24 protein-coding genes are annotated in these 25,427 nt (G+C 43.0%); 2 read left to right on the top strand and 22 right to left on the bottom strand.

All coding sequences use genetic code 11. The annotated features are described in order from the left end of the window. Positions 1-9 precede the first annotated feature (9 nt). The 22 genes from ATB74_RS15600 to ATB74_RS15705 all read right to left on the bottom strand — a co-directional run bounded on the left by ATB74_RS15600 (position 10) and on the right by ATB74_RS15705 (position 23,350). On the bottom strand, positions 10-633 hold the full coding sequence (locus ATB74_RS15600) for a Maf family protein (RefSeq protein WP_061019103.1): 624 nt from the start codon (positions 631-633) through the stop codon (positions 10-12). 7 nt (positions 634-640) lie between these two features. Continuing rightward, entirely contained in the window at positions 641-1,129 is a 489-nt protein-coding gene (gene mreD / locus ATB74_RS15605; protein ID WP_004735926.1) for a rod shape-determining protein MreD, read from the bottom strand. Continuing rightward, entirely contained in the window at positions 1,119-2,006 is an 888-nt protein-coding gene (mreC, locus tag ATB74_RS15610) for a rod shape-determining protein MreC (protein ID WP_004735927.1), read from the bottom strand. Before mreC ends, mreD begins: the two co-directional genes overlap by 11 nt. Positions 2,007-2,100: 94 nt before the next feature. Next, complete coding sequence (locus ATB74_RS15615; protein ID WP_017062957.1) at positions 2,101-3,144, bottom strand: rod shape-determining protein; 1,044 nt, start codon at positions 3,142-3,144, stop codon at positions 2,101-2,103. A 150-nt stretch (positions 3,145-3,294) separates the two neighbouring features. Next, a complete protein-coding gene (locus tag ATB74_RS15620; RefSeq protein ID WP_244270924.1) occupies positions 3,295-7,536 on the bottom strand; it encodes a DUF6701 domain-containing protein in 4,242 nt (1,413 codons plus the stop codon). Between the two features lie 2 nt (positions 7,537-7,538). Continuing rightward, positions 7,539-7,967, bottom strand: a complete 429-nt coding sequence (locus tag ATB74_RS15625; protein ID WP_060982980.1) for a hypothetical protein — start codon at positions 7,965-7,967, stop codon at positions 7,539-7,541. Continuing rightward, positions 7,957-8,697 carry a prepilin-type N-terminal cleavage/methylation domain-containing protein gene (locus tag ATB74_RS15630; protein ID WP_061019104.1) on the bottom strand — a complete coding sequence of 247 codons (741 nt, stop codon included), beginning with the start codon at positions 8,695-8,697 and terminating at the stop codon, positions 7,957-7,959. The genes ATB74_RS15625 and ATB74_RS15630 overlap by 11 nt, the downstream gene beginning before the upstream one ends. Beyond that, positions 8,697-9,266: a type II secretion system protein gene (locus ATB74_RS15635; protein ID WP_061019105.1), complete on the bottom strand. Its 570-nt coding sequence runs from the start codon at positions 9,264-9,266 to the stop codon at positions 8,697-8,699. The genes ATB74_RS15630 and ATB74_RS15635 overlap by 1 nt, the downstream gene beginning before the upstream one ends. Continuing rightward, positions 9,263-9,754, bottom strand: coding sequence for a prepilin-type N-terminal cleavage/methylation domain-containing protein (locus tag ATB74_RS15640; RefSeq protein WP_061019106.1), 492 nt, complete (start codon positions 9,752-9,754; stop codon positions 9,263-9,265). The genes ATB74_RS15635 and ATB74_RS15640 overlap by 4 nt, the downstream gene beginning before the upstream one ends. A 145-nt stretch (positions 9,755-9,899) precedes the next feature. Beyond that, positions 9,900-10,367 carry a type II secretion system protein gene (locus ATB74_RS15645; RefSeq protein ID WP_060982976.1) on the bottom strand — a complete coding sequence of 156 codons (468 nt, stop codon included), beginning with the start codon at positions 10,365-10,367 and terminating at the stop codon, positions 9,900-9,902. A gap of 35 nt (positions 10,368-10,402) precedes the next feature. Then, on the bottom strand, positions 10,403-10,978 hold the full coding sequence (locus ATB74_RS15650) for a prepilin-type N-terminal cleavage/methylation domain-containing protein (protein ID WP_017071538.1): 576 nt from the start codon (positions 10,976-10,978) through the stop codon (positions 10,403-10,405). A gap of 79 nt (positions 10,979-11,057) precedes the next feature. Next, a complete protein-coding gene (locus ATB74_RS15655) occupies positions 11,058-11,513 on the bottom strand; it encodes a hypothetical protein (protein ID WP_060982975.1) in 456 nt (151 codons plus the stop codon). 3 nt (positions 11,514-11,516) lie between these two features. Further along, positions 11,517-12,740, bottom strand: coding sequence for a type II secretion system F family protein (locus ATB74_RS15660; RefSeq protein WP_048657953.1), 1,224 nt, complete (start codon positions 12,738-12,740; stop codon positions 11,517-11,519). A 12-nt stretch (positions 12,741-12,752) separates the two neighbouring features. Then, complete coding sequence (locus ATB74_RS15665; protein WP_061019107.1) at positions 12,753-14,477, bottom strand: GspE/PulE family protein; 1,725 nt, start codon at positions 14,475-14,477, stop codon at positions 12,753-12,755. Further along, positions 14,467-15,627, bottom strand: coding sequence for a tetratricopeptide repeat protein (locus tag ATB74_RS15670; RefSeq protein WP_061019108.1), 1,161 nt, complete (start codon positions 15,625-15,627; stop codon positions 14,467-14,469). The genes ATB74_RS15665 and ATB74_RS15670 overlap by 11 nt, the downstream gene beginning before the upstream one ends. A gap of 2 nt (positions 15,628-15,629) precedes the next feature. Next, positions 15,630-16,469 carry an ExeA family protein gene (locus tag ATB74_RS15675; RefSeq protein WP_061019109.1) on the bottom strand — a complete coding sequence of 280 codons (840 nt, stop codon included), beginning with the start codon at positions 16,467-16,469 and terminating at the stop codon, positions 15,630-15,632. A gap of 52 nt (positions 16,470-16,521) precedes the next feature. Then, a complete protein-coding gene (gene mshL, locus ATB74_RS15680; protein WP_061019110.1) occupies positions 16,522-18,192 on the bottom strand; it encodes a pilus (MSHA type) biogenesis protein MshL in 1,671 nt (556 codons plus the stop codon). 15 nt (positions 18,193-18,207) lie between these two features. After that, entirely contained in the window at positions 18,208-18,534 is a 327-nt protein-coding gene (locus ATB74_RS15685; RefSeq protein ID WP_060982970.1) for a hypothetical protein, read from the bottom strand. Then, on the bottom strand, positions 18,527-19,174 hold the full coding sequence (pilO, locus tag ATB74_RS15690; RefSeq protein WP_060982969.1) for a type 4a pilus biogenesis protein PilO: 648 nt from the start codon (positions 19,172-19,174) through the stop codon (positions 18,527-18,529). The genes ATB74_RS15685 and pilO overlap by 8 nt, the downstream gene beginning before the upstream one ends. Further along, complete coding sequence (locus ATB74_RS15695; RefSeq protein WP_061019111.1) at positions 19,174-20,616, bottom strand: hypothetical protein; 1,443 nt, start codon at positions 20,614-20,616, stop codon at positions 19,174-19,176. Before ATB74_RS15695 ends, pilO begins: the two co-directional genes overlap by 1 nt. Positions 20,617-20,618: 2 nt before the next feature. Next, positions 20,619-22,634, bottom strand: coding sequence for an RNase E specificity factor CsrD (gene csrD / locus ATB74_RS15700; protein ID WP_061019112.1), 2,016 nt, complete (start codon positions 22,632-22,634; stop codon positions 20,619-20,621). Positions 22,635-22,795: 161 nt separating this feature from the next. Beyond that, a complete protein-coding gene (locus ATB74_RS15705; protein WP_016797199.1) occupies positions 22,796-23,350 on the bottom strand; it encodes a single-stranded DNA-binding protein in 555 nt (184 codons plus the stop codon). 278 nt (positions 23,351-23,628) lie between these two features. Here ATB74_RS15705 and ATB74_RS15710 point away from each other — a divergent pair, with 278 nt between their 5' ends. Together ATB74_RS15710 and galU are read left to right on the top strand one after the other, a co-directional pair. After that, entirely contained in the window at positions 23,629-24,276 is a 648-nt protein-coding gene (locus tag ATB74_RS15710; RefSeq protein ID WP_061019113.1) for a LuxR C-terminal-related transcriptional regulator, read from the top strand. A 156-nt stretch (positions 24,277-24,432) separates the two neighbouring features. Continuing rightward, positions 24,433-25,305, top strand: coding sequence for a UTP--glucose-1-phosphate uridylyltransferase GalU (gene galU / locus ATB74_RS15715; RefSeq protein WP_061019114.1), 873 nt, complete (start codon positions 24,433-24,435; stop codon positions 25,303-25,305). Positions 25,306-25,427: the final 122 nt, after the last annotated feature.

The following is a 25,427-nucleotide window of genomic DNA, read 5'->3' on the forward strand; positions in this document are numbered from 1 at the left end:
GATTAGTAATTATAAGAATTCTTGCAGTAGCTGGTCCGTTTCAAATAAAGGTAAGCCGACAACGGCGTAATAACTACCTTCGATTCGGGTGACAAAGCGTCCGCCCAAACCTTGGATCCCATAGCTACCGGCTTTATCGCATGGCTCCCCTGTTTGCCAGTATTGTTCTATTTCTTTTTCACTGAGGGGTTTAAACCATACGTCGGTAATAATGATTTCTGTTCTTTGTTTTTCTTCTGAAACCACAGAAACCGCCGTCATCACTTGGTGACGTTCATTCGCTAACTGAGTAAGCATACGCTTAGAGTCAGCAAAATCGGAGGGCTTCTCAAGCACTTGCCCTTGGCTAACGACGACTGTGTCAGAACCAAGAACGACTATATCAGAGCCATTATCTACAGTATCAGAACTAGGAACGACATGCTGCCTTTCAGAAGGGTTATCTTTTAATAAAGACAATGCCGCTAAGGCTTTATCTAAAGATAGTCGCTTAACATATTCTTCGGCGGTTTCTTGAGCGTGTTTACACTCTTCAACATCGGTTACAAGGACAGAGAACTCATAACCGAGTTGCGATAGTAATTCTTTGCGGCGTGGTGAACCGGATGCCAAAACTAAATGTTTCTTTTCCATCGTCACGCTACCTCACATGCCAATGACGACGCACGCGTCTCATTAATAAAAACATCCAAGGCCAAAGTATACAGTTTATCAATGCGCTCCATAGCGATAATGGGTTGAAAACGACATCTTGGATCAAATATTCACCAAAGAAGATCAATACCTCAAACAACACCGTTAACGCAGCAATGATCATCGCTTGCTGCCATAGCGCCATGTTACGAATAACGAGGAAGTTCATCGCAATAATGTACATCACTATTGCCATCATCATACCTCGAATACCTAGAGTAGAGCCGATCAAAAGGTCCCACAATAAGCCTAGAATCAAAGCACTACCTACGTTAACACGATGCGGTAGAGCCAAAACCCAGTAACACGTAACCAACAGCAACCAAGATGGCCTAAATAGATCTAAGCTACCAGGCCAAGGGATCGTTTGCAGAATAAGTGCTACTAAAAATGAGCAGCCAATTACGACCTTGCTTCTTAAAACGCTATTGGCCATCTTCACCCTCTAACAATGCTTGTTCTATGCTGGATTGATCCGCTTGCATCTGTTTATTTTCATCAGGCCATACAAGCAGCAAGTATCTGAGCTTGTCGAACTCAACCACAGGCTCTGCTTTGATAACGGCGAACTCTCGTTTCGGGTCGTAATCAACGGCAGTAACATAGGCGACTGGGTAACCTTCTGGATAGACTCCACCAAGACCCGATGTCACCAACAGATCTTCTTCTTGTATATCAGTACTGGTTGGAATGTGCTCTAGCTGGATCTCGTCAATCATGCCATTGCCCGAAGCAATCACACGGATGTCATTACGAATAACCTGCACAGGAATCGCATTGTTTGCATCGGTGAGTAGTAAAACACGACTGTTGTGAGCTGCGACGAAAGTGACTTGGCCAACAATGCCTTTCTCGTTGATCACCGGTTGACCTTCGTACACCCCATCAATCTGACCTTTATCGATCACGACTTGATGACGATATGGTGAAGTGTCTACCGCCATAACTTCTGTGACGACTTTCTTCTCATCACGGATAAACGGAGATCCTAACAGCTTACGAAGACGCTTGTTTTCTTCTTGATATTGTTCAAGCAGAATCAACTCGCTCTTCAAACGCAAGACTTCTCGTTTAATATTATGGTTGGATTCAATTAACCCTTTGCGAGTGCTAAAACGGTCGTAAACACCATCGAACATAGTGCGAGGTAAGTTGGCTGCATATTGAATAGGCGCAACCATGCTGTTTAATAGATAGCGAACATTTGAGAAAGCATCTAAACGACTATCAGCCAGCATAAGGCTGGCTGATAAAATTACAGCAAAAAACAGGCGCAATTGTAGAGAGGGACCTCTACCAAAAATTGGCTTCATTCTATATTTGGTCCTAGAGCTACATTTGATCCTATAGACAAGGTCCTAGGCTCTTTACATAAAACTAGATAATAAAAGAGCCTAACACTAGATATTATTCTTCGCTGAACAGATCGCCGCCGTGCATATCGATCATCTCTAGAGCTTTACCGCCACCTAGAGCAACACACGTTAATGGCTCTTCTGCAACAACAACAGGGATACCTGTTTCTTCTGTTAACAGACGATCAAGGTCTTTAAGCAGTGCACCACCACCTGTTAGTACCATACCGTTTTCTGAAATATCAGAAGCTAGCTCTGGCGGACACTGTTCTAGCGCAACCATTACTGCAGATACGATGCCAGATAGAGGCTCTTGAAGTGCTTCAAGGATTTCGTTTGAGTTTAGGCTAAAGCTACGAGGCACACCTTCAGCAAGGTTACGACCACGCACTTCGATCTCTTCCACTTCATCGCCAGGGTAAGCTGAACCGATTTCGTGTTTGATCTTCTCTGCTGTCGCTTCACCGATCAAGCTGCCGTAGTTACGACGAACGTAGTTGATGATCGCTTCATCAAAACGGTCACCGCCGATACGAACAGAAGACGAGTAAACCACACCGTTTAGTGAGATAACCGCAACTTCAGTAGTACCACCACCGATATCAACAACCATTGAACCTGTTGGTTCAGAGACACGTAGACCAGCACCGATCGCAGCAGCCATTGGCTCATCGATTAGGTAAACTTCACGAGCACCAGCACCTAGTGCTGATTCACGGATAGCACGACGCTCTACTTGCGTAGAACCACAAGGAACACAAACCAAAACGCGAGGGCTTGGTTTAAGCACACTGTTGTCATGTACTTGTTTAATGAAGTGCTGAAGCATTTTTTCCGTTACGTAAAAGTCGGCAATTACACCGTCTTTCATTGGACGGATCGCTGAGATGTTACCAGGCGTACGACCAAGCATTTGCTTAGCAGCGTGACCAACAGCAGCGACACTCTTTGCAGAACCCGCACGATCTTGGCGAATAGCTACAACTGAAGGCTCATCAAGAACAATGCCTTGGCCTTTTACATAAATAAGGGTATTGGCTGTACCTAAATCAATCGATAGGTCGTTTGAAAACATGCCACGAAGTTTTTTAAACATATTCTTCGCTCATCCTGCAAGAATTAGAAGACAAAAATTGCACTAAATGTACCAATGCCTTGCTGTCACGGCAAGGCATTGAAGTATAAACATGGACTGAAACCCGCAATTTCTTACAGATTCCTAACTTAAGGGGCAAAAATTATATTATTACTGACCTGTTAAGCCACTTTCCCCTCGGTAGATCACACGATCGTTACCGCGATAGATGCCAAATGTGACGACCGTGGAGGGATCTTCGTCCCCCAAGTGTCGCCAGTTGTAACGCAGCCATGGCTGCTCTTGATCGCTACCAGAACATGATATGTCATTTTCGCCAGTCTTTTTGCTTGGCTCCGAGTCATCCATTCTTAGCCACAAACGAACCTGTTCTCGTGGTGTATCCGTACCAGTCGGCGTATTTTGATCCGCAGTTACTTCTTCTTCACCATCATTTACATCTCCACTACCACTAAGTGAAACTAATGTGGTTTTCACATCATTACTGGTCCAAATGACTTGCTTACAAACATTTGAACCATTGAAAGTACTGCGATCATCATCCTCATTCACAACAAACTCACTGCCATCCCAAAACTCAGCACGAAGTGGAATCGTTAAAGTAGAACCGGAATTGCCACCAATATCATCGAGCGCCATTCGACCATAACGAGCAGGAGGTTGAACTGGGAATACTGTCGAACCGGTAACAGAGTCTGAATCCGTAAATGACACAGGATCTACTCCTGTCACTGTTAAACCAAAATTAGTGGCTATTGCGCTAGCATCACTGGTATTGAAAGGACCATCTCTGCGGCTAACATAATCTGAATCCGTAACTCGTTGCAGCTCAGCTGCATTGTCATTCAGTAACCAATGTTTACGATCAGCAGACCATGTACCAGCGTCCGTATCTAGCAAGAAATCATTATCTATACTGGTGTCATCCAGAATACCAAAACTAGCTTGCAGGTCTGAACTGAAGAATCGGTAGTTATTGAGCGCATCATCCGTATCACTTTCACCAGATGCCATTGGATATACTTGGTGAATTGTAGAATCATAAGTTTGACTTAAGTATGCTATATCATTTTGATTGGCGACATTCCATTCCGGAGTACCTTGAACAAAGAATTTAGGATAAAAACGACCTATCGATTTACTGCCAGATAAACCACCTAAAATTGAACCGTAGAAACTCCCCGTTTCTGTCGCAATGAAGTTAAAGCTACCCGCTTCTGAGTACTTCAAACTATCGAACTTATAACCTTTATTCGCCTGGTCATTCGACGAAATTTGTTTAGTTAGCTGAGCTACAGGGGTTAAATCACCTAACTTAGCGTCAGGATAAACCGTAATTAGAGGGGTATCTAAAGTCGTTGTAACTTTTACGCTTGCTGTCGACTTAAAGTAATTGTTCGTCAGCAAGTTATCGTCAGTACAAACTGCAGATGAATTTGTATGCTTTATTGGGCGAGCATAAACATCGAATGACTCTCCCGCACTACTGAAACTGTCTGAGTCTTTATCGTTACTGTTTCCGTCCGAACTCTTATTAGTACAAATTGCAAATTTCCACGGGCGAGAGTAGACAGAGAAACTCCCTTCAACATCATAACTCCCATCTTCTGGGCAGCCAGCGAAACCAGTACAATCAAAGCTACTATCTTTTAAAGTAACGTTGAAAAGCCCTGACTCAGAGATAGTTAAGTCAGTTGAGGCACTGCCTTTTTTGAACTCAGGTAAGTAAGTCAGCGAGCCATCGGAGCCACTCCAAGAACTATCAAGTTCGTGAGCAATGGTAACTTCATCCCCAGCTTCACCTACATAATTTTCAGCAACTACGATTGAATCACCAGAATCACACGCTAAAACTTTAGTTACTGTCGGTGTAGCTTGCCCCGCAATAACGTCAAGACGATTTTTTGGAGTACTGCCATCCACTAAAGAGAATTTAAATGGTACGAACTTGAACTGACTTTCTACCTCTTTGCCAGAATCATCTACTAATGTCGCCGTTAGCTTATAATCTGTATCAAAATCAATATTGGCAGTATCTTTAGCGACAACTTTTAAAGTTAATTCACCATCCTCATTTGAAACATAGTTAGGGTATGCTCCAGTACCTTTACTTACGGAAACATCAAACTCCTCAGGAGTTGGCGTGATACTTATAGTCACTTCTAGACTTTCTGCCACGCCATTATTCGAAGTATTAACCGTAAATTGAGGAGAGTCATCACCACACATCAAAGCTAAATCGGTCGCAGGAGAAATATCTATTTCATAGTCATCAACAGGTACGATACAACTGGTCTCAGCATGAATTAAAGCGCTTGATGACATATTCACAGATTTAGCAGAGACTGCACCATACACCCTGGCATTTCCGCTCATATCCACGTTTTGCTCACTGTAAAGCAAACCTACAAACGTTCCATTTCCATTTAGGCTCACAAATGGAGTGCCACTTGATAATACGTTCACCCTAAAATGAGTGTCACCCGCAAGAACTGGCTTATCACCATTCCAACGAATGATTGGGATTCCCGCAGAACCATCATTATTTACTGATAAGTTTTTAGTGAAAACGGTCACCGTATCGCCACTCTTGACGCGTAATTTCCCCGTGCCATTGATATTCAGTGTGCCAATTTTATATTTACCAGACTCTATTTCGACCACAGCACCAGTACCAATTGAGATGCTGTCATATTCGTAGATCTTCACACCACCAACAGTGATAGGTAAGGAAATGACATTATGGGTGTAAGGGATATCTAATGAGTTGCCTAAGTTATCTGGAACATCTTCTAATGCTTCTTTATCAATAAGTAAATCATCTAAGCCGAAACATTGCTGGCCTTCACAAGCGACACCCGTTCTATCATTGGTATTTGAGTTTAAAAAGCCTACGTAACGATTCCCGCCATCTCTCAGTGACCCTACTATTTGGGGAGAACCATTGATTTCCAAACTACCATTGGATCCTTTCCATGTTTGCACTGGGCTCTTATTATTAAAGCCTTCACAAATTCCTATGTCATTAGGTCTGTCAAACATAAAGAAACCAACGTCTTCTTTTACGTGGCCACGCTCTTTATCTTTATCCATATCCTCTTCAACGACAAAATAAACTTTGTTTTTAGTGACGTCACAGCGACGTAACCACCCCCCATTATTACCGTCACGAGAGTTCTTGTTAGCGACTAAAATCGGCGGAGCATCAAACCCCGCAAATCCGATATCGGTATATTCTAAACATCCCTGCTCAATAGGAGATATGACCTTCTCATTAAGTTCAGTTGTTTTGAGTGTCTGCCCATCACCTAACCAAAAACGTGCACCTTGAATAAACCCGTTACCCTCACCAGCAACGAAACCCACGGTCTCTTTCTGGCTAAGGTGATTGTTGTTCGTCACCTCTGACTTCTCTAATGACAAGAAAAATCTATCTTTTTTAACTTCTCTAGCCATACCCGTAAACCACTTAGAGCTGTTTCTTTTGGTTTGAGGTTGAACAAGAACCCCGGGAGTATTGGAGAAGTTGGAAGGTAAACCATAATCTTGATAGTTAATCGTAACTTTGTTACCTCGTTCACTTTGAATATATGAAGCGGCGACCTTAGTTTCAATCGAGCCTGCGACTATCTTCGCCTTGTTACCTAGGGTGATAACTCCAGGTTCAATAACAAAGTAATCAATATTATGCATTGGGGCATCATTTACAAAGTTAACGTAATTTGCCGCATTTCGATGGGGGGCAACCTCTTGAACAATGGTAGCAGTTAGTCTTGTAGTCGCAGTAACGGAAGCTGTTGAAGGTAATTCAGTTTGATTAAGAGAGAGCTTAGATAGACCTGCGTCGATAGTAGGCATAACGAAAACTAATGGCTTTGGCTTAGCCGAATCATAAGTGTTATCAAAAATAATCGTACAAGTACGTTGGCCATTTTGAGAAGTAGTACACTCTGTATCAGTTAGGGTGCCAAATTCAAACTGAGGATTTTGGTTGATTGGTGGCTCCGTTACATCGCAACTCAGATCATCACCATGATGAAGCCAAAAAGTTACATTCCCATTATTGTTTTCGTAAAGGGAGCTTGAAGCGGTTGATGTATGAGAACCATTTCTCCATGCAGTTAGAGTCTTATTCGTTTTAGAGTATACAAGTCGAATATCATCATCATCTCTGGCATTAGGATCTCTGATAATAGGCGACTGGCCTGAAGACTTATTACTCCATAAAAGGTTACTAGACTCTGACAATTCAGTGTTCGAATTATGATCAACCTCATAAGTAATCTCAAACCCATCCTTACCCGATAGGTTGATAGTGCAAGAATCCCATGAGCTACTAAATGCGAAGTTCGCGACAAAGAATTGAGATATAAAAAAGAAATACTTCCACATAACTACTCCCTCACCCAAACTTCTTGGATACGCTGTACTTGGTTGATACCCGAGCCACAGATAGCTGTTGATTCTATTTTGAAAAAACCAACGCCATCTAAAACACCGATCTGACGACAAGTTAACTGGTCTACACTACAGATAGTCGACATACCACTACTCACTTGATTGGCATTTAAGTTGCTACACACAGTACTCACACTCGTTGAAACCGCAGGCGACACTGTTAATGGATAAACTTGAGTGAGTGCCCACTCATTCGCTGAATGTGCTAATAGCCAAGCCTGTGTTCCAAGCTGCTTGCGCGTCAATGTATCGTGATTTGACCACTGAACTTGTACTAAAGAAGTCGCAAGGAAGCCCATCACCACAATAACAAATACTGCGACGACCAAAACACTGCCTTGTTGAGATGATTTTCTATGGCGCATTGAGTACCTGCACATCTTGTTGGTAAACACTTACTTCACTGTTTTGCTCAAGCACAAGGTCGATGTGAATCACACCACCTCTTTGTAAGCTTGGTTCTTCATAACGAAAATTACTTTCAGCATAATTAATACTATCCGCAACGGTGACTCCATTGCGTTGAATTAGGCCTTGATTCTGAACGGTATCATTCACCAAACAGTAGCTCACCGAAGCACTCTCATCGTAAATATAATGGCGTTGAGCAATAGACTGACTGCTAAGATTAACAGAGGTCGCGGTAAACACATTATTCGTAGAGATCAAACCTGAGACTGAAATCCGTTTAGTTGAACCCGCTCCTAAGTCAGAGTAATTCGTTGGGTTAATAATTAGAAAGTCATCTGCATCAAGTATTGGGGAGTCCTGGCCGATAATAAAATTCAGTTCATCTGTCGCTTCATCAAGGTGATAAAAGCCTGAGTATTTAATAGCGTAAAAGGTAAGACATTTTTGAGCAAAAGCCGAAGCAGGCACAATGCTCGAATCAAAACTGTTAGGAACCGCGTGGCTTATCTCTCGCGACATTTTCTCGACAACAAATTGCCCTTTCACTTGTACCTTTTGTCGGTCAATAGTCTCAACATACCCTTTCATGCCATATTCAACAAACCCCGCAATTGCTAACCCAATAACACCAACGACCACGATCGTGACAATCATTTCTATAAGAGTAAAACCACGTTGCTTCATTAGTAGTTCCCCTTGTAAGCGATCACGCTATAGCGGTTGTTACCACCAAAAATCTCTAATTCAACGCGTTTCATCGTGCCGATAACGTTATCGTTAATACCGTCCATGTTTTGATCATAAAGCACGGAAACCTCAACACGAAAATTGGCATAACTGTCTTCAATATTTTCATCAAGGATATTAGCGAGCGGATACTTAGTTGATGAGACACACGCTGGCTCCGTAGTATCAGTGTACCAACAACCGATATAGTCATCGACATCATTGAAAGCTGCGGGCGTTGCCTCTGTCCCATCCACTCCGAGTTCATTAGGAGCAGAACAAGCAGTCGCATCTGCGTCCCCACAGCGCACCAGACCACCATCAAAATCACTATGTTCATCAAAACCACGTGCCAATATTTGGTTCATCAAACTCTGGCCTAGCGCCACTGAACGGTTTTGATAATGTGGGTCAGCAGAACTTGCAACTTGTGGTGCTAAAAAGCTAGTAATAGTGACCATCGCAATTCCCAATACGATAATCACCACAATGCTTTCAATTAGAGTAAAGCCACGTGAACGAATCATAGACACACTCCCTCACGTACATAACCTTGAGAGTTAATACAAACTTGAGCGCTATTACTTGAAGTGGTGGAGTTAATCGTAATGTTCACTCCAGCGCTTACTGAAGGATTTCCCAATAAATCAAAGTCGATAACCGTATGCGCTGGAGAAAATGAAATATCTGATTCACGCACATAATCACTACGTGCATCGGCCTGTGTTTTTTGAGCGCTATTCGAAAGATTTAAGTTACACGCGGCCACTGAGCCTAAACAATCACTATTAATAGCAAGACGAAAGCTATCATTAGCAGCAGAAACGTTTGATTGCATTCGATTGACTTGGATTTGGCGAATTACGGAGATGGCTTGTTCTTGCGCAGTAAAAGTAGAATAGCTAGAGGTACCAACGAAGCGACTCGCGGCAAACGTTGAAATAATACCGAGGATAATGATAACGATGATCAGCTCTACCAGAGTAAAGCCGTTGGGTGTGGGGCTGTTATCCATAATGAGCCTCTAACTGCCTAACGAATACTGATTATACAAGATAACGAAACTGACGATCTTATGTATATGAATAGTTTTGATATTTATGTGTAGTAGATAGAAAAAAGGCCAGCAGGAGCTGGCCTTTTATTCAACAAAAATTTATCTATTGTACGTTAGTACAAACACCAGCACTAACGACTGCGTTTGCAGTAGCTTCTGTTGTTGCTGTTGCTGGAGCATATACAACACAGCTCGTTGTATAACCGGTAATACCAAATACTGCTGTATCTGTACCTGAACCTAAAAACTCAAAATCTTCTCCAGTGCCAACACCTTGAACAATAGCTTCAATTGCACCAGATGTTGCAGCAGGGTAACCAAAAACTGTAGCAACTTCATTGCCGTCAATAGTAACAGACGCTGATGATAAAGATTCCTCACCATCAATAGCTGACTTACCGTAAACAATACCTGCAGCACCTTGGATAGCACCAGCTAGACCTTCAAGTGTTGCATTTTTAGCATCATCTTGCAGGTTTAGGAAACGTGGTGCCGCAGTTACAGCAAGAATACCTAGAATAACAATTACAACCACTAGTTCGATTAGGGTGAAACCGCCTTGTCTTTTCATAGTTAAGCTCTCTCTATGTTTAATTTTACGCAGACTTACTGCAAAGTTACGGTCACACGACCAGTTTTAATTTCGTAAACAAATTGGTGTTCGGTATTACCTTCTAATTGAATGTAAGTACACGTTGCGTCACCTGAATTCGCTTGCGCTGAATATTTGTAATTTGAGTCGCTAGCAACATCTGAAACCGCACCTACTTTAGGTGGGTTCTGCAATAAGTTTTCCATCAACTCAGAACATGTTTGGTCTGAAATATCTTGTGGCGCTGTACCAGAATCGCTATTCAGAGTCCAAGGGTAGCCATCACGGAAGTCAGTTTCCACGTTGTTACTGTTCTTTGATCTTGTTAACCAAAAATCAACACCATCATAATTTACAGTATTGTATGTTTCAACACCAATCTTCTCTGAAGGCCTTGCTTCCGCTTCCCATTGTGCTCTTGCCGACAAAACTGCGGTTGCAAAACCACCAGCGACACCTTCAATGCTTGATTTCTTGGCTTCATCGGTCACATCCAAGAAACGAGGTAAAGCAGCAACCGCCAATAAACCAACGACTACAATCACAATAACCAACTCGACTAGGGAGAAACCCTTTTGATTTTTAAGCATTTTCTACCTACTCATCTAATTGCTAACGCGCATTATACATTTGCACACGTATAAAACCATAAAAACAGTGTCAATATTTTCACAAAGCCAAAATATTGGCTTTCACACTAAACCTTTCATTTTTGAGTAATATATCTATTTGATACTTATCACTATAATGATAACGACAATGAAAATGTATGTTATCACTTTTGTCTTCAATACTTGGCGATCTTAGCCCTAAAATACTCTCTTGGGGATATAATTCCTCAAGCCAATAATTACAGTCTCGCTCCGTACCTTGAATCGGCTTTATCCAGCCCGTTCGACTATAACTTTTGGGGTGCTCCGAAGCATTGTTTTGCTCGGAGCTTGATAACAAATACTGCTGTTTGAATAAATTTGCTTGCTCTAAAATCCGCTTGCTCGCCACGATCAATGCCGTGTTAGTCGCTTCTTCTTCTACTGTTTTAAATGCTGAAAGCACACCGACAATAAGAAAAAGAATAACCACAGTCCAAATAACAAAACGTGAGCGTTGTAGGTTATTTAGCATTCCCTAGCCTTTGATTGCATCCAGCATTCCCCACATCGGCAAGAAAATGCCTAGCGCCAAAATCAGCACCATACCTGCAACGATGGTTAACAAGATCGGTTCGATTCTGGCAGTTAAGGTTTTCAGATCGTAATCGACTTCACGATCATAAAAATCAGCCACCTCAAGCAAGAGTTCATCAATACGACCAGTTTCTTCACCTACTGAAATCATTTGTATCACCAACGGTGTGAAAATTTCGCTGTTAATCGCGGTCGATGAAACCGTACTACCGGCTTCAATGGCCGACTTCATAGCTTGAACTCTCAACTCTAGAAAGCGGTTATCTAAGGCTTCCGCCGATAATGCTAGCGACTGGTTTAGTGGTACACCGGCTTTTAGCATCAAAGCAAACGTACGTGAGAAGCGTGACAATAGTGCTCTATTCACTACCCCGCCAATAACTGGCATTTTTAAGCGTAATCTGTCCCACTTTTCCAAGCCTTTATCTGTTTTAACCCAGGCTTTAAAAGCAAAGATAAGACCAAAGATCACGCCAAGCATTAAGCCCCAATAATTCACAAAGAACTCCGACATGCCAATTAAGATACGAGTCGGTAGCGGCAAGTCGACGCCAAAGCGCGCAAACATGCTAGAGAACTGTGGAATCACCTTTATGTTAAGAATGAACATTGCGATCAAAATAAAGCTGATCACGAACGTTGGATAACGCATAGCGGTCTTGATTCGCTTACGAGTCTCAACTTCCTGTTCGTAGTATCCAGCTAATTGCAGTAAAGCCTGATCTAAACGACCTGTGTTTTCACCAACGCCAATCATAGATACAAACAGCGGGCTAAACACCTTAGGGTGCATCTGCATTGATGCCGCTAACCCTCGACCATTAGTAAGCTCAGCAACCACTTCTTCGAGAGCAGCCTTCAACTGCTTATTTTCACAGTTTTGGGTAAGGCCTTTCATCGACCTCAAAAGTGGTACACCCGCTTTGGTTAGGCTGTATAACTGTCGGCAAAACAGAACCAACACCTCTAAAGGTACACTCGGAGAGAACAGGCTCGATACATCCATATCTAAGACTGAGCCGCCACTTTTACCTAGTTTGATAGAGGTTGGAATGATCCCCTTGCTCATCAAACTTTCAGCAGCAAGATCTTCGTTATTCGCATCCAATTGACCACTCACTTGGCTACCATCAGAGCTGCGACCTACATAACGATACGTTGGCATATCACTCTACCCCTACAAATAAATTGGGTCGGTGGCACCAGAAGCATCGCCTTCGCCAAGATGCATGATCTCATCGAGACTCACGACACCTTGCAGAGCCAGTTCCATCGCAGAAGCCAATAACGGTTTGTAATTTTCAGACTGTCGGGCTGTTTGAGCAAAACCAACCGCATCATTAGCTCTTAGCGCATCCATCATGTTTTGTTCTAGCTCCAACATTTCAAATACACCAATACGCCCACGGTAACCGGTTAAATTACAGTTCTGACAGCCACGGCCTTTCATAAACGGCACACCCACTTGGTTAGGGAAACGAACGCTCAGCCATTGCTTACGAGGTTCATCTAACTCATCCTCAACCTTACAATCGGTACACACTTTGCGAACCAAGCGCTGTGCAACGACCGCTCGAACAGCACTTGCGACCAAGTAACCTGGTGCTCCCATATCCATCATGCGCAGTGCACTGTCTACCGCATCATTGGTATGGAGGGTGCTTAATACTAAGTGGCCGGTTAATGCAGCTCTTAGGCCAATCTCAACCGTTTCGTGGTCACGCATCTCACCAATAAGAATGATATCGGGGTCCTGACGCAAGAAGGTTCTTAGGACTGTAGAGAAATCGAGATTGATCTTAGGGTTTACCTGAACTTGGTTTACACGAGGAAGACGGTATTCCACCGGATCTTCCGCGGTAATGATCTTTTTACCCGGTTCGTTGAGTTCGCTTAATGCACCATACAAGGTTGTGGTTTTACCCGAACCTGTCGGTCCAGTAACCAAGATCATACCGTGTGGGCGGCGCAGTTGCTGACGAAGACGAACCAACAGATCGCTAGGTATACCCGACGCTTCTAACTTACGTAAACCCGCTGATTGATTAAGAAGACGCATAACCACAGACTCGCCGTGCTGTACTGGCATGGTCGACATACGAATATCAACCGACTGACCTTTAGCACGGATATTAAAGCGACCATCTTGAGGAAGACGTTTCTCTGAGATATCGAGGTTTGCCATTAGCTTTAAGCGTAGTACAAGTGCAGAAGCAATGTTCACTTCGTTCAGCAATGTTTCATGCAGCACACCATCGATACGTTGGCGAAGACGCAGTACGTTTGAGTCTGGCTCGATATGGATATCAGAAGCGCCGACTTGGATTGCATCTTCAAATAGCGAGTTAATTAGCTTTACTACTGTAACTTCGTCACTGTCTTCTTCAGCGATATCGAAATCAAAGGCATCATTAACTTGGTGTTCAGCGTGAAGCTGCTCAGCAAATGAGGCGATCTCTTTAGTTCTTCGATAATAGCGATCGAAGCCATCAACCAATTGCCTCTCTGGAGCAACAACGAATTCAAGTGCGTAATCTCCTAACTGACCAAGCAAAGATTCTTGGGCAAACAGATCGGCAGGGTCGCTCATTGCAACACGCAAAGTGTCACCTTGGCGTCCAATCACCAATGCACGAAGACGACGAGCATGTACTTCCGGTAAAAGCTGTACCGCTTCGACGTCGACAACAGCTCGGCTTAAATCAATAAGAGGAATCGCTAACTGTTGCGACAAGAAGCTCAACATCTGTTGCTCTGACAAGAAGCCAAGTTCAATCAGTGCATCCCCCAGCTTACGACCGGTACTTTTCTGAGCAGCTAGTGCTTGCTCAACTTGAGCCTCAGTGATGATGCCCTCTTCGACAAGCAAATCACCAAGCCTTTTTCTTAATCTAATTTGCATCGCCGCTCTCCTCTAAAGCATTGAGTATTTTTAACCGGTCACGCACAAAGCTTTGTGATTGAGATGAGATACCTACTCTGGTTAACGCACCTTGGTATGACGCTTTAGCTGCGACGAAATCGAGCTGACGTTCTTGCTGGATAGCTAAGCCTAACCACCAGCGAGCATTATCTGAATCAATCTCAACCAACTTTTGGTAACTTTCCAAGGCCACTTCTTCTTGCTGAGACTTTTGACTCAATGCCGCACGCATTGCTAGATAATCTTGTGTAGGGTTCGGTGGTAAATGTATTAATGGACTTAAAGCCGCTTCTGCTTGGTTCGCTTTAACCAAAAGCTTAGATAGGCCCAAGCGTAGCTTTTCACTGTTAATGTTAAGCTTAATCCCTGACTGAAACAGCTCGTACGCTTTACGTGTATCACCCTTACCAAAATAGAGAATCGCGAGTTTTTGACGAACATCTTCATTTCGTGGCGTATAACGTAGAGCTTCAGTGTAGCTTTTCAGAGCACCAGTAAGATCATTCGCATCAAGCGCTTTTTGAGCTCGCCCTTGTGCATTCACAGATAATTGCTCAGGTGTTAACTCAACCTGTTCGATCAACATTCCGTTATATTCTGAACCACCAGAAGTTACTGACCCATTAGAGGTAGAGGCTGAATCTGTTTTTGCCACATTAGCAACGTAAATCGGCTGAGGAATTTCAGTCTTAGTCGTTTGAGGCGCGCTTAGAGCTTTCGTTGATGCTTGCTGTTTTTTAGGCTGTGGGATAGACGCAGCAACCGGATCAGATACAACTGGCTTAGCTTGAACGCTTTTTACTATTGCGGAGTTTTCTGTTGAAAAGCTCGCAGAGTCTAGCTTCACCAGTTTCTTAGTTGGTGATGAGATAGGTTGAACTGCTTTCTGAATACCATTTGAATCATCAACGACAGAGACCTGAACCTGTAAATCTCGAGTTGAGATTGACTGTTCAATCACTGGACCTTGCGATATCGCCCAACCGCCCATTGCTAAACTCAGAGTAAAGCCTGCTGCGACCCAAACCAATGGGGAACGTGTTTTTACTTTAGGTACAACTGCCGCTTCAATCGAAGTCGCTGATTTTTTCTTTGCTAATTCAGACAAGGCGTTGTTAATGACGCTCATAATTAATTCCAACCCCACAGTATTGGCGTTTTAAATTTAGGCTTACACACATCGTATGTTTCATGCATAGCGGAAAACAGATGCTGGTTGTCGATACTTTTCTTATCTTCACTGAACGACAGCAATAGAGCCTTATGACAAAGTTGATTGATCAATCTAGGGATACCTAACGACGATCGACAAATCGCCTTTTTTTGATTCAAACTGAACAACTCAGGATTACCACCAGATTTAGCGATCCGGTTATCAATATACGCCACCGTTTCATCGAGAGTCAGCGGCCTCAAAATTGAACTAAACGTGATTCTTTGGCGAAACTGTCTGAGATGGTAAGCCTCTAGTCGAGCATCCAGCTCAGGCTGCCCCAATAAAACAATCTGCAGCAGCTTTTTATCTTCTGTTTCAAGGTTGCCAAACAGCCTTAGTGTTTCGAGAGCTTCATCCGATAGGGCCTGAGCTTCATCAAGAATTGCCACCACTCTTAAACCCGAATTGTGCAATTCAATGAGCTTATGCTGAATGTTGTCAACCAAGGTTGCTTCACTGTCGATAGTCAAACCGAGCTCTTTAGCAACGGCTTGGCGTAGGTCTGCACCTGAGAGCACAGGGTTTGGCAGGTAAATTAGAGCGGTACAATCATTTAGATGATTGACTAGCATCCGGCAAACCATGGTTTTTCCAGTACCGACCTCTCCGGTGACCTTAATCACGCCCTCGCCCATTTCTAACGCCGATATTACCGTCTGAATCGCTTCAAAGTGAGGCGCTAAACCATAAAAAAAATCGGTATTCGGCGTTAAGGTAAATGGCAGTTGTTCAAAACCAAAATGAGCTTGATACATAAGTAACCTAGCTTAGTTAGATGCTGCCAATCTACATTGAAAAAGCAAGTAACTACTCTTCATCATCTGGGAACCACTGTTGAAGCAGATCTCGAGAACGCTCTAACTCTGTTTGCCATGTGTTCACACCGACGATTGTCGGTTTAAGCAAGATCACAAGCTCAGTTTTTTGTGTCAACTGACTGGTATTACGGAATAAGTGGCCAAGGGCTGGAATATCACCAAGGAATGGAACTTTAGAGGTTACATCGCTGGTATTTGATTTCATCAAGCCACCAATAACTACAACATCACCATCTTGAGCTCGAATCACTGAGTCAGACTCACGAATGGAGCTTTTTGCCAGAGGAAGCGTCACGACCCCCGTTGTTGAACCCAAGTTAAGCTCTTTGACCTCTTCATCCACCTCAATAACTGCCGGGTGGACATGTAAGAACACACTGCCTTTATCATCGATCTGAGGTGTCACGTCCAAAGAGATACCAGAGAAAAACGGGGTTAATTCAACCTCAGGAGCGACATTCGCGTTATCGCCACTACCAACAGCACTTGATAAATCAGTTACATAGTATTCATCAGTACCCACTTTAATAACCGCTTTCTGGTTATTCGCAGCTGTCACTCTAGGGCTAGACAGCACGTTCAAATCACCCTGTGTATCCATGAAACTTAATACTGCTTCAAAGCTACCACCAGAAACAACTAGGTTAGATTGACCACCTAAAGCTGCACCAATTGGGTCCATTCCTGGCAATGTACCTGGGATTATCGTACCGGCTGCATCTTTAACAATAGAGCCCATGCCAATTGTGTAGTTAGTACCATTTGACGAGAACATCTTGGTCCAGTTAATACCCTGCTGGTAGCCATCACTCAAAGTCACTTCCATGATCTTTGCTTCCAAGATCACTTGGCGTTGTAAGCGCTTCTGAGATACGCCTAAGAACTCTCGAACTTCACGGATTTCATCAGGATAAGCACGCACAGTAATCACACTGGCTTGCGGGGTAACAACGACGCTCTGTCCATCACCAGAACCAATTAAGTGAGCAACGGCGGCTTCAAGTTGTGGCCAAAAGTCACTTTCAGAGGTCGTTTCAATCTCTGTACCACCGTTCGATGTAGAATTCGATGAGTTAGAAGAGTTGGATGAATTCGACGAATTTGAATTGGAACTGGAAGAGCTCGACGAGTTTGAATCAGAAGTCGTGATTGTCCCTGTCGTGATCGTCGTTAATGAGCGACCAGAACGTTTAACTTGTAAGTAGTCGACAGGGATCGTTACAGTGCGCAGACCTGCTGGGTAAACCTGAATAACCTTGCCACGCTTTTCTATATCGTAACCATACATATCTTGAGCAACAGCCAGCACTTCATCTAACGTCACATCGGTTAGATTTAAAGTGAGTTTCCCAGCGACACTTGGATGAATAGCGGCACTGTATTCAGTACCTTTTACTAGGCTTGCAAAAAACGTTCTCGCTTCAACACCCTTAGCCTGAATACGAAAACGCTTAACCGTTTCCATTCCCGGAGACATAGAGTCAGAACTAAGCTGAGGCATAAGGTCATCTTGTACCGACGAAGGTAGATCATGAAGCGCTTTGCTATTGGCTTCATTAATTGATTCGTTTAAAGATTCTTTAATCTCAACAGGATCTCTATGCCCCATCGAACAGCCGACCAAAGATGACACTAGGATTGCTACTACAAGTTTACGCATGTCTTCACTCTAACCTTAATTATTCTTAACATCTAAAGAGAACATCTCTAATTTCCACTGCTTAGAGCTTCTCTGCAGAGTGACGTATTCTGGATCTATGTTCTTAACTCGGTACCCTCGGATCGTTTCCCCTTGACCGAGAACCTGACCATTCAGAATGGCATAACAAGGTGCATCTCCCTTGCACACAATACTTTCTAGAGAAGGTAGACGATAACGAGTTGGCGCTTTCTTAGCTGTCTTCTGTTGAGGTGAAAGCCAGCCTAATGGCGCAGTGGGATCTTGCTCAGCCCACACCGCGGAACTGCTAAACAGCAGAAATAACAAAAGAGTTCTAACCACCGATAAACTCCTGTCTAGTACCTAACGTGTAAACCTCGAAAACCAGTCGAGCTTTAGGATATTCTTCTACTGAGTATTCAAATGTGCGCCAGTAGTAGCTAACAGGCAAAGATTCAAGCGCTTGAAGATAAGTTGAAATATCAAAGTAACTGCCCGTCAATTCCATTCTCACAGGGTGAAGAAAGTAGCCAGAATATTCACTGGTCTCTTTATTATTCGAAATCGCTTCCGGTTTTAACGACTCCAGCGACTCAAGCTTTAGCCCATTACCGGCATTAAGAACACTCTCCAATAATTGCGACATTTGAGAAGGCGTAATCAATCCATCGACAATCTCTGAAAGTTGCAGAGAAAGGTCTTGGCTCTCTCGCATGAGTTTCTTGTATTCGAGGTTAATTTCTTTATCTGGGTCTTTGTTTAACTTAGCTTGCAGAACAAGTAATTCACCCTGCTGCCTTTGATTCGATTGAGTCAGGCTCATCGTCTTGGCATTTTTCGCTTGTAAGTCGAGATACGCGGGCTCAACCAATAAGGTGAATAACAACATGGACAGGCCAACAAAACCACACACAGAAAGTAGCCATTTTTCTCTTTGGCTTAATGCAAGAAACTTATCGCTAAGCTGGTTCCACTGTTGCATTATTTACTCTCCCTGCGAGTACTTAATTCAAACGTCACCACGTCCTGGTCATTACGGCCAATTTTAAGTTTTTCAAAAGCACGTCCGACTAAATTAAGCTCACTCTTAAACTGACCAATCCAGTTCGGAACGACATTTGCGTTACGAGCCAAACCACTAAGATCTAAAGTGTCGTGGGTCATGTAGATGTGCGAAAGAGAGATGTCATTTCGGCCTAATTTAGCTAAGGAATTCATGACGCCAGAATACCCGACTTGTTGGGATTCGTCGTATTGTCCGACCGCCTTCAAAGCCTCTTTTTTAGCCTCAGTCTCACGTTTGAGACGCGCAACAGCCGCCACTTTCTCTGCGGACGGTTTATGTTGAGTTAACTTACTATTCAACTGGTTAACTTGCTTGTTAAGTTGATTCGAGTCTTGTTGCAAGGCTGTTAGTTCTTTATCTAGATTAGAAGCTTGATACTGCATCGCGAAGTACCCACCAAGCAATAAAACACAAACTATCCCCCAGCTCGCAACAACATTTGTCAGCGTAAAATATTCTTTTTTAGGCTTAAGGTGTTCAGGGTAAAGGTTGACATTAAAAGTCTCTTTTTCAGCTGCGAGTTTGACCAACAAACTCTCTGAATTATCACGCTCACCTTCAACCAACAATGAAACTGTCGAGCTCAACGTACTATTTAAAGCACTTTGTAATTCAGCCTCATCTTCCTCATCACAACAGACTTTTAACTGATGAAGTTGAGTGCCTTTAATTTGAGAAGAAAGGTAATCTATCGAACGTTGTAGTTCTAAAGCGAGACCATCTAACTGTAGGGCACTTGATGCTACGCCAGTTAAAGGTGGAACAACACTTCGAATCGTTCTTTGAAAACAAACGGTATTTTCAACAAACGCACCAAGCTTAAAGTGTGAATTTGAGCTGCGCTGTAAAAGTATGAAGTTAGACAACTCGCCAGCACTGTAACCCCAGATTTCATCTTCAGGAGCGACTCCAACTAATTCGATCTGAACCGAGTTGGCAATATTTAGAAGCTTATCTAACAGCTTTTTAGGCAAGACATACACTTGCAGCTTGTTCGACGTCGGAAGCGCGACCGCACTCGCCGTGATCTCAGTAACCCTTTCAGAAACGAGATCTTTGAGTAAAAATGGCAACGCAACCGACCATTCACTCTCTGGAATGTCCGGTTTATCAAGTTGATAGGTTTGGTAGTAGTTAGCACAGACAACCAACTGGAGACGATTACTGGTAAACGCCTCACTGCTAAGCGATTTTTTTAGCGCACTCTCCCAGTCCCCATTAACCACGGGAATGCTGGTTACTTGAGGTTCTTGTTCTGTCGATGAAATATAAATGGCATCATTGCCCAGCAGGACAACTTGCGAGCTACCTTTATTATTCGTTGGCTTTATCTTGTCTAAAATCGCTTTAAAATTCATTCTTAACTACTACTCTTACGCCATCGATTTCTTCGTCCAACTTTTACAACAGATTCCGCTTTTGCAGCCTTTTCAACGTGATTAGGCAAAGGGATAATTTGTTGTTCTTCGTCGAAATATCTCCCTTGATAGCCGTTAATGCCTAACTCTATCAAGGTGTTCTTTTCTTGTTTTGTCTCGACTCCAACAGCAATAACTTGAGTTGAAGAATCACCGCATGCCCCAATTAAGCTTCGAACAAACAGTTGATTCTCATGCCTTTGGTCAATTTTCTTTATTAGGCTTCGATGAAGCTTAATGTAATTAACCTTCAAGTCCTTTATATAGTGAGTGCTAACAATGGTTCGCCCCGCTTGACCAACCACCACTTTACACCCTAAACCTCGCAGCATCTTTGCCACCGGTCTCATATAATCAAGATGAGCAATCAAGTGTCCTTCCGGAAACTCAAAAGCAAGCTGAGAGCGGTGCTGAGCAGAGAGTTGTAACAACTCACTCCTAAACCACTTAAAATGCTGTTTATTAGCAAATGGGGTAACATTCAGATTCACTGAATAGTTGATAGATTGAGTTGATTCTTTAAGCGAACGCAACAAAACCTTCAAAACAGATTGATCCATTTGAGCTTGATAACCCACTTGCTCTACTGCAGGCATAAATCGAGACGATTTCAATAAACCCTTGTCAGGGTCCTGAATTCTAGTAAATATTTCTCTATGTAATTCATTAGCTTGACCAGATTCCGGCATAAGATAACACCGCTGAGCAAAGATTACTAAATTTTCAGGAAGCAGAGCTTTATCAAGTAATGTTCTCCAACGAACACTGCCTCTATCCAACTCATTCTTATTCTGTTTCGGGTAACGGCTCCAGTTATTTATACGCTCCAACTGGGCACTCTTTAATGCTGTTTCCGTTTCATCCATGATCTGACTGTGGCGCTCACCTTCGGTATACATAGTCACACCGATATGACACCAGTTATCAGGTTCCAAAGGCTCTGGCGGGTTTAATTTATCTAACTGCCTTAGACACTGAGCTGCCAAAGTCGCAATATCTTTTGCACCCTGGTGAGGGATAAATACAGCAAAGTCCGCGTCGTAATAGCGAGAAAAAATGACATCGGGATAACGCTGAACGATATTCGATAAGACTTCACCCACTTCAATAATAAAGCCGTCAGTGGTTTGCTTGTCGTTAGCATCACGAACTTGTTCCCATTCGTCGATACGTATCAGTAACACACCACCTCGGGCACCACTCTCATGCAGTACCGATTCCAGTTTATTATCAAATAAAACTCGGTTTGCCGTACCCGTGAGTTTATCTAGGAAGGTATGGGTACGAATAAAGGTATCAAAGCGACTTCGCTCTTGACGAGCGTCTTGCAGCTCTTCGATCAATACATCTAAGGCTTCACTTGCAGTATAAGGCCATTCACGCTCATCCCCCTTTGCGTGAGGTTCAACCTGCCCAGCAAGGATCATTCTTCCTCGCTCTTCTAAGATCTCAGAACCCATGAGTTGCTCTTTCAACCAACGAACACCGTGAGCTAGACAGAACAAGACCAATGCGACAGCCAAAGTAATTGACCACATCGCTTCCATTGAGTAGTTGTAGCCAATATAAGGAGGAAGCGCTTTAAATTCGATTAGGTAACCTTCATTACGCTCTAAAATAAAGCTTTTTTCATAAAGACGATTGGGATCTATCTGTGGGGAGGTATCTTTGAAACGATAGACGATGCCAGTCTTGTTCGAGAGTTTCATCTCAACAATATTGCTCGCTTGCAACATCTTAGGCATCCAGCGCTGCATTGAATACGCGGCGTCTGGATCTTCCATCTCTTTATCTACAACCTCGACAATACCAACCAAATAGTGATCTAAATACTCCTGCCCAATGCGCTTAAAGGAGAGTGTGCCACCAATAAAAAGGATGAACATTGCACTGATAACTATCACGGTGACAAATGCGACCAATCGGGTGCTCAATTTTAGTGTCGGGGTATATCTCATGAATAACGAAATCCTTTTCAACTCACATTATACCGTATTGCTACTTATACTATAAATTGACGTTGTAAATAAAGCGTTAAGAATTGTAGGTAACAAAAAGCCGCGATAAACGCGGCTTTTTCCAATTTAATACTGTCTTTATAATATATTAAAAACAGGGCTTAAAATGGGATGTCATCATCAAAATCCATTGGCGGCTCATTATATTGAGGTTGAGCCTGCTGAGGAGCTTGTTGAGGTGCTTTCGGCTGCTGTTGAGCTGGAGCACTGTACTGCTGCTGTTGTTGTGGCTGCTGTGGCTGACCCCAACCACCTTGCTGTTGGTTGTTGCCCATACCACCTTGAGCAGGAGCACCGCCTTGAGCACGGCCGCCAAGCATTTGCATTACACCGTTGAAGCCTTGAACAACCACTTCAGTTGTGTAGCGATCTTGACCGCTTTGATCTTGCCATTTACGAGTTTGAAGTTGACCTTCAATGTAAACTTGAGAACCTTTACGTAGGTATTCTCCAGCAACTTCAGCTAGCTTGCCAAACAGAGCAACACGGTGCCATTCTGTTTTTTCACGCTGCTCGCCAGTTGCTTTATCACGCCATGACTCTGACGTTGCAATGGTAATGTTCGCTACTGCGCCGCCATTTGGCATGTAACGAATTTCAGGGTCATTACCTAGGTTACCCACTAATATAACTTTGTTAACTCCACGGCTAGCCATGATTTGCTCCGTCTAAATTCATAGTCTCAGAAAATTTTTAGCGCACAAGAATAGCACGCTTTTCTGCTGTGATAAATCGCTTCCTATTCTCACTCCACTACAAAGAATAAAAACGTAACAAATCATGATATTCAGAGCGATGTTGCTTTTTTCTCCACTTACAAACCACTCATTTACTTCGCAGATTGATATTCAACGCAAGTCATAAACAAGGTGCTAGAGAAGCGAAAGCGTGCATGACAACGTGAAATCTCATGTTATTAGAACACGGAGTTTCAATGAGAAAGTCTCGATATGCTCGCACTTTACACTTTATGTGCATCGATCCAAGCGACACCTACCTACACGTAAAAGAGATAGAAAAGCACTTATCTATTATCCTTTATAAGATGACACCGAACGATTTAATGCTTGTTGATAGAAAACAGAGTAACCGGATCTTGCTCGTCGATTACAGAGAAGTACCACAACTGCTGATTATTTGCCCTAACCTGACTGTTATGTGGAAAAATCACGAAATCATTTTATTCAATGTCCCCCAGCAACTTCCAACCTCAGAGCTTCTTACCTATGGGGTACTAAAAGGACTCTTTTACAACACTGAACAAAAGGACAAGATTGCTCGTGGTCTTCAAGAAGTCATTGATGGCGATAACTGGCTGCCAAGGAAGGTAACCAATCAACTGTTGTTTTATTATCGTAATATGGTCAATACCAACACGACACCAACCAATGTTGATTTAACCATTCGTGAGATCCAAGTGATTCGCTGCCTTCAATCAGGGTCATCAAACACACAAATCGCCGATGACTTGTTTATTAGTGAGTTTACGGTTAAATCTCACCTTTATCAGATATTCCGTAAATTGGCAGTCAAAAATAGAGTTCAAGCCATTGCTTGGGCAAACCAGAACCTACTTGCATAATCGATCCGCCTCTTAGCCTGACGATAATTTTGAGGGAAGCTCTAGTAAACCATGGCTATTGTTGCTGAATTTTCGACATAACTTATGCTAGAGTTGCCCTCAGAAATATCAACAACTCAGTTGAATCAATAATTATTATAGATAAAGGGTCTTATCATGATCAAAAAGTGCCTTTTCCCGGCTGCTGGCTACGGTACACGTTTTTTACCAGCTACTAAGTCAATGCCGAAAGAAATGATGCCTGTAGTAAACAAACCTCTGATTGAATACGGTGTAGAGGAAGCTATCGAAGCTGGTATGGATGGAATGTGTATCGTCACTGGTCGTGGTAAGCATTCATTGATGGACCACTTTGATAAGAACTACGAGCTTGAGCACCAAATTAGCGGCACCAATAAAGAAGACCTTCTAATTAATATCCGTGAAACGATTGAAGCGGCAAACTTCACCTACATTCGCCAACGTGAGATGAAAGGTTTAGGTCACGCTATCTTAACGGGTCGCGAACTGGTGGGTGATGAACCTTTTGCAGTAGTACTTGCCGATGACCTTTGTGTAAACGAGCAACAAGGCGTGCTAGCTCAGATGGTTGCGCTATACAAACAGTTCCGCTGCTCTATTGTTGCTGTACAAGAAGTTCCTGAAGAAGAAACTCACAAGTACGGTGTTATCTCTGGCGAAATGATTAAAGATGATCTTTTCCGTGTTGATGACATGGTAGAAAAGCCAGAACAAGGCACTGCACCAAGCAACCTAGCGATCATTGGTCGTTATATTCTGACTCCGGATATCTTTGAACTTATCGAACAGACTGAACCAGGTAAAGGCGGCGAGATCCAGATTACCGATGCATTGCTAAAACAAGCAAAAGCGGGCTGTGTATTAGCTTACAAATTTAAAGGCCAACGTTTTGACTGTGGTAGTGTTGAAGGTTATATCGAAGCAACAAACTACTGCTTTGAAAACCTATACAAAAAAGACCAAAAGCAAATCGAGTTAGGTAAGCACTCGACCAAGAAAGAAGCATAACGCCTGGTTAATAACTAGCGTTTCGAATGGTAAAAGGGTGACTCTGTGAGTCGCCCTTTTTTGTTTTACTGTTTTTTTATCCAGTAAAACTTTGCACAAATCTCACTCTATGTAATACTTTA

Origin of the sequence: Vibrio splendidus, from assembly GCF_001557875.1 — a bacterium.
Classification (GTDB): domain Bacteria; phylum Pseudomonadota; class Gammaproteobacteria; order Enterobacterales; family Vibrionaceae; genus Vibrio; species Vibrio splendidus_F.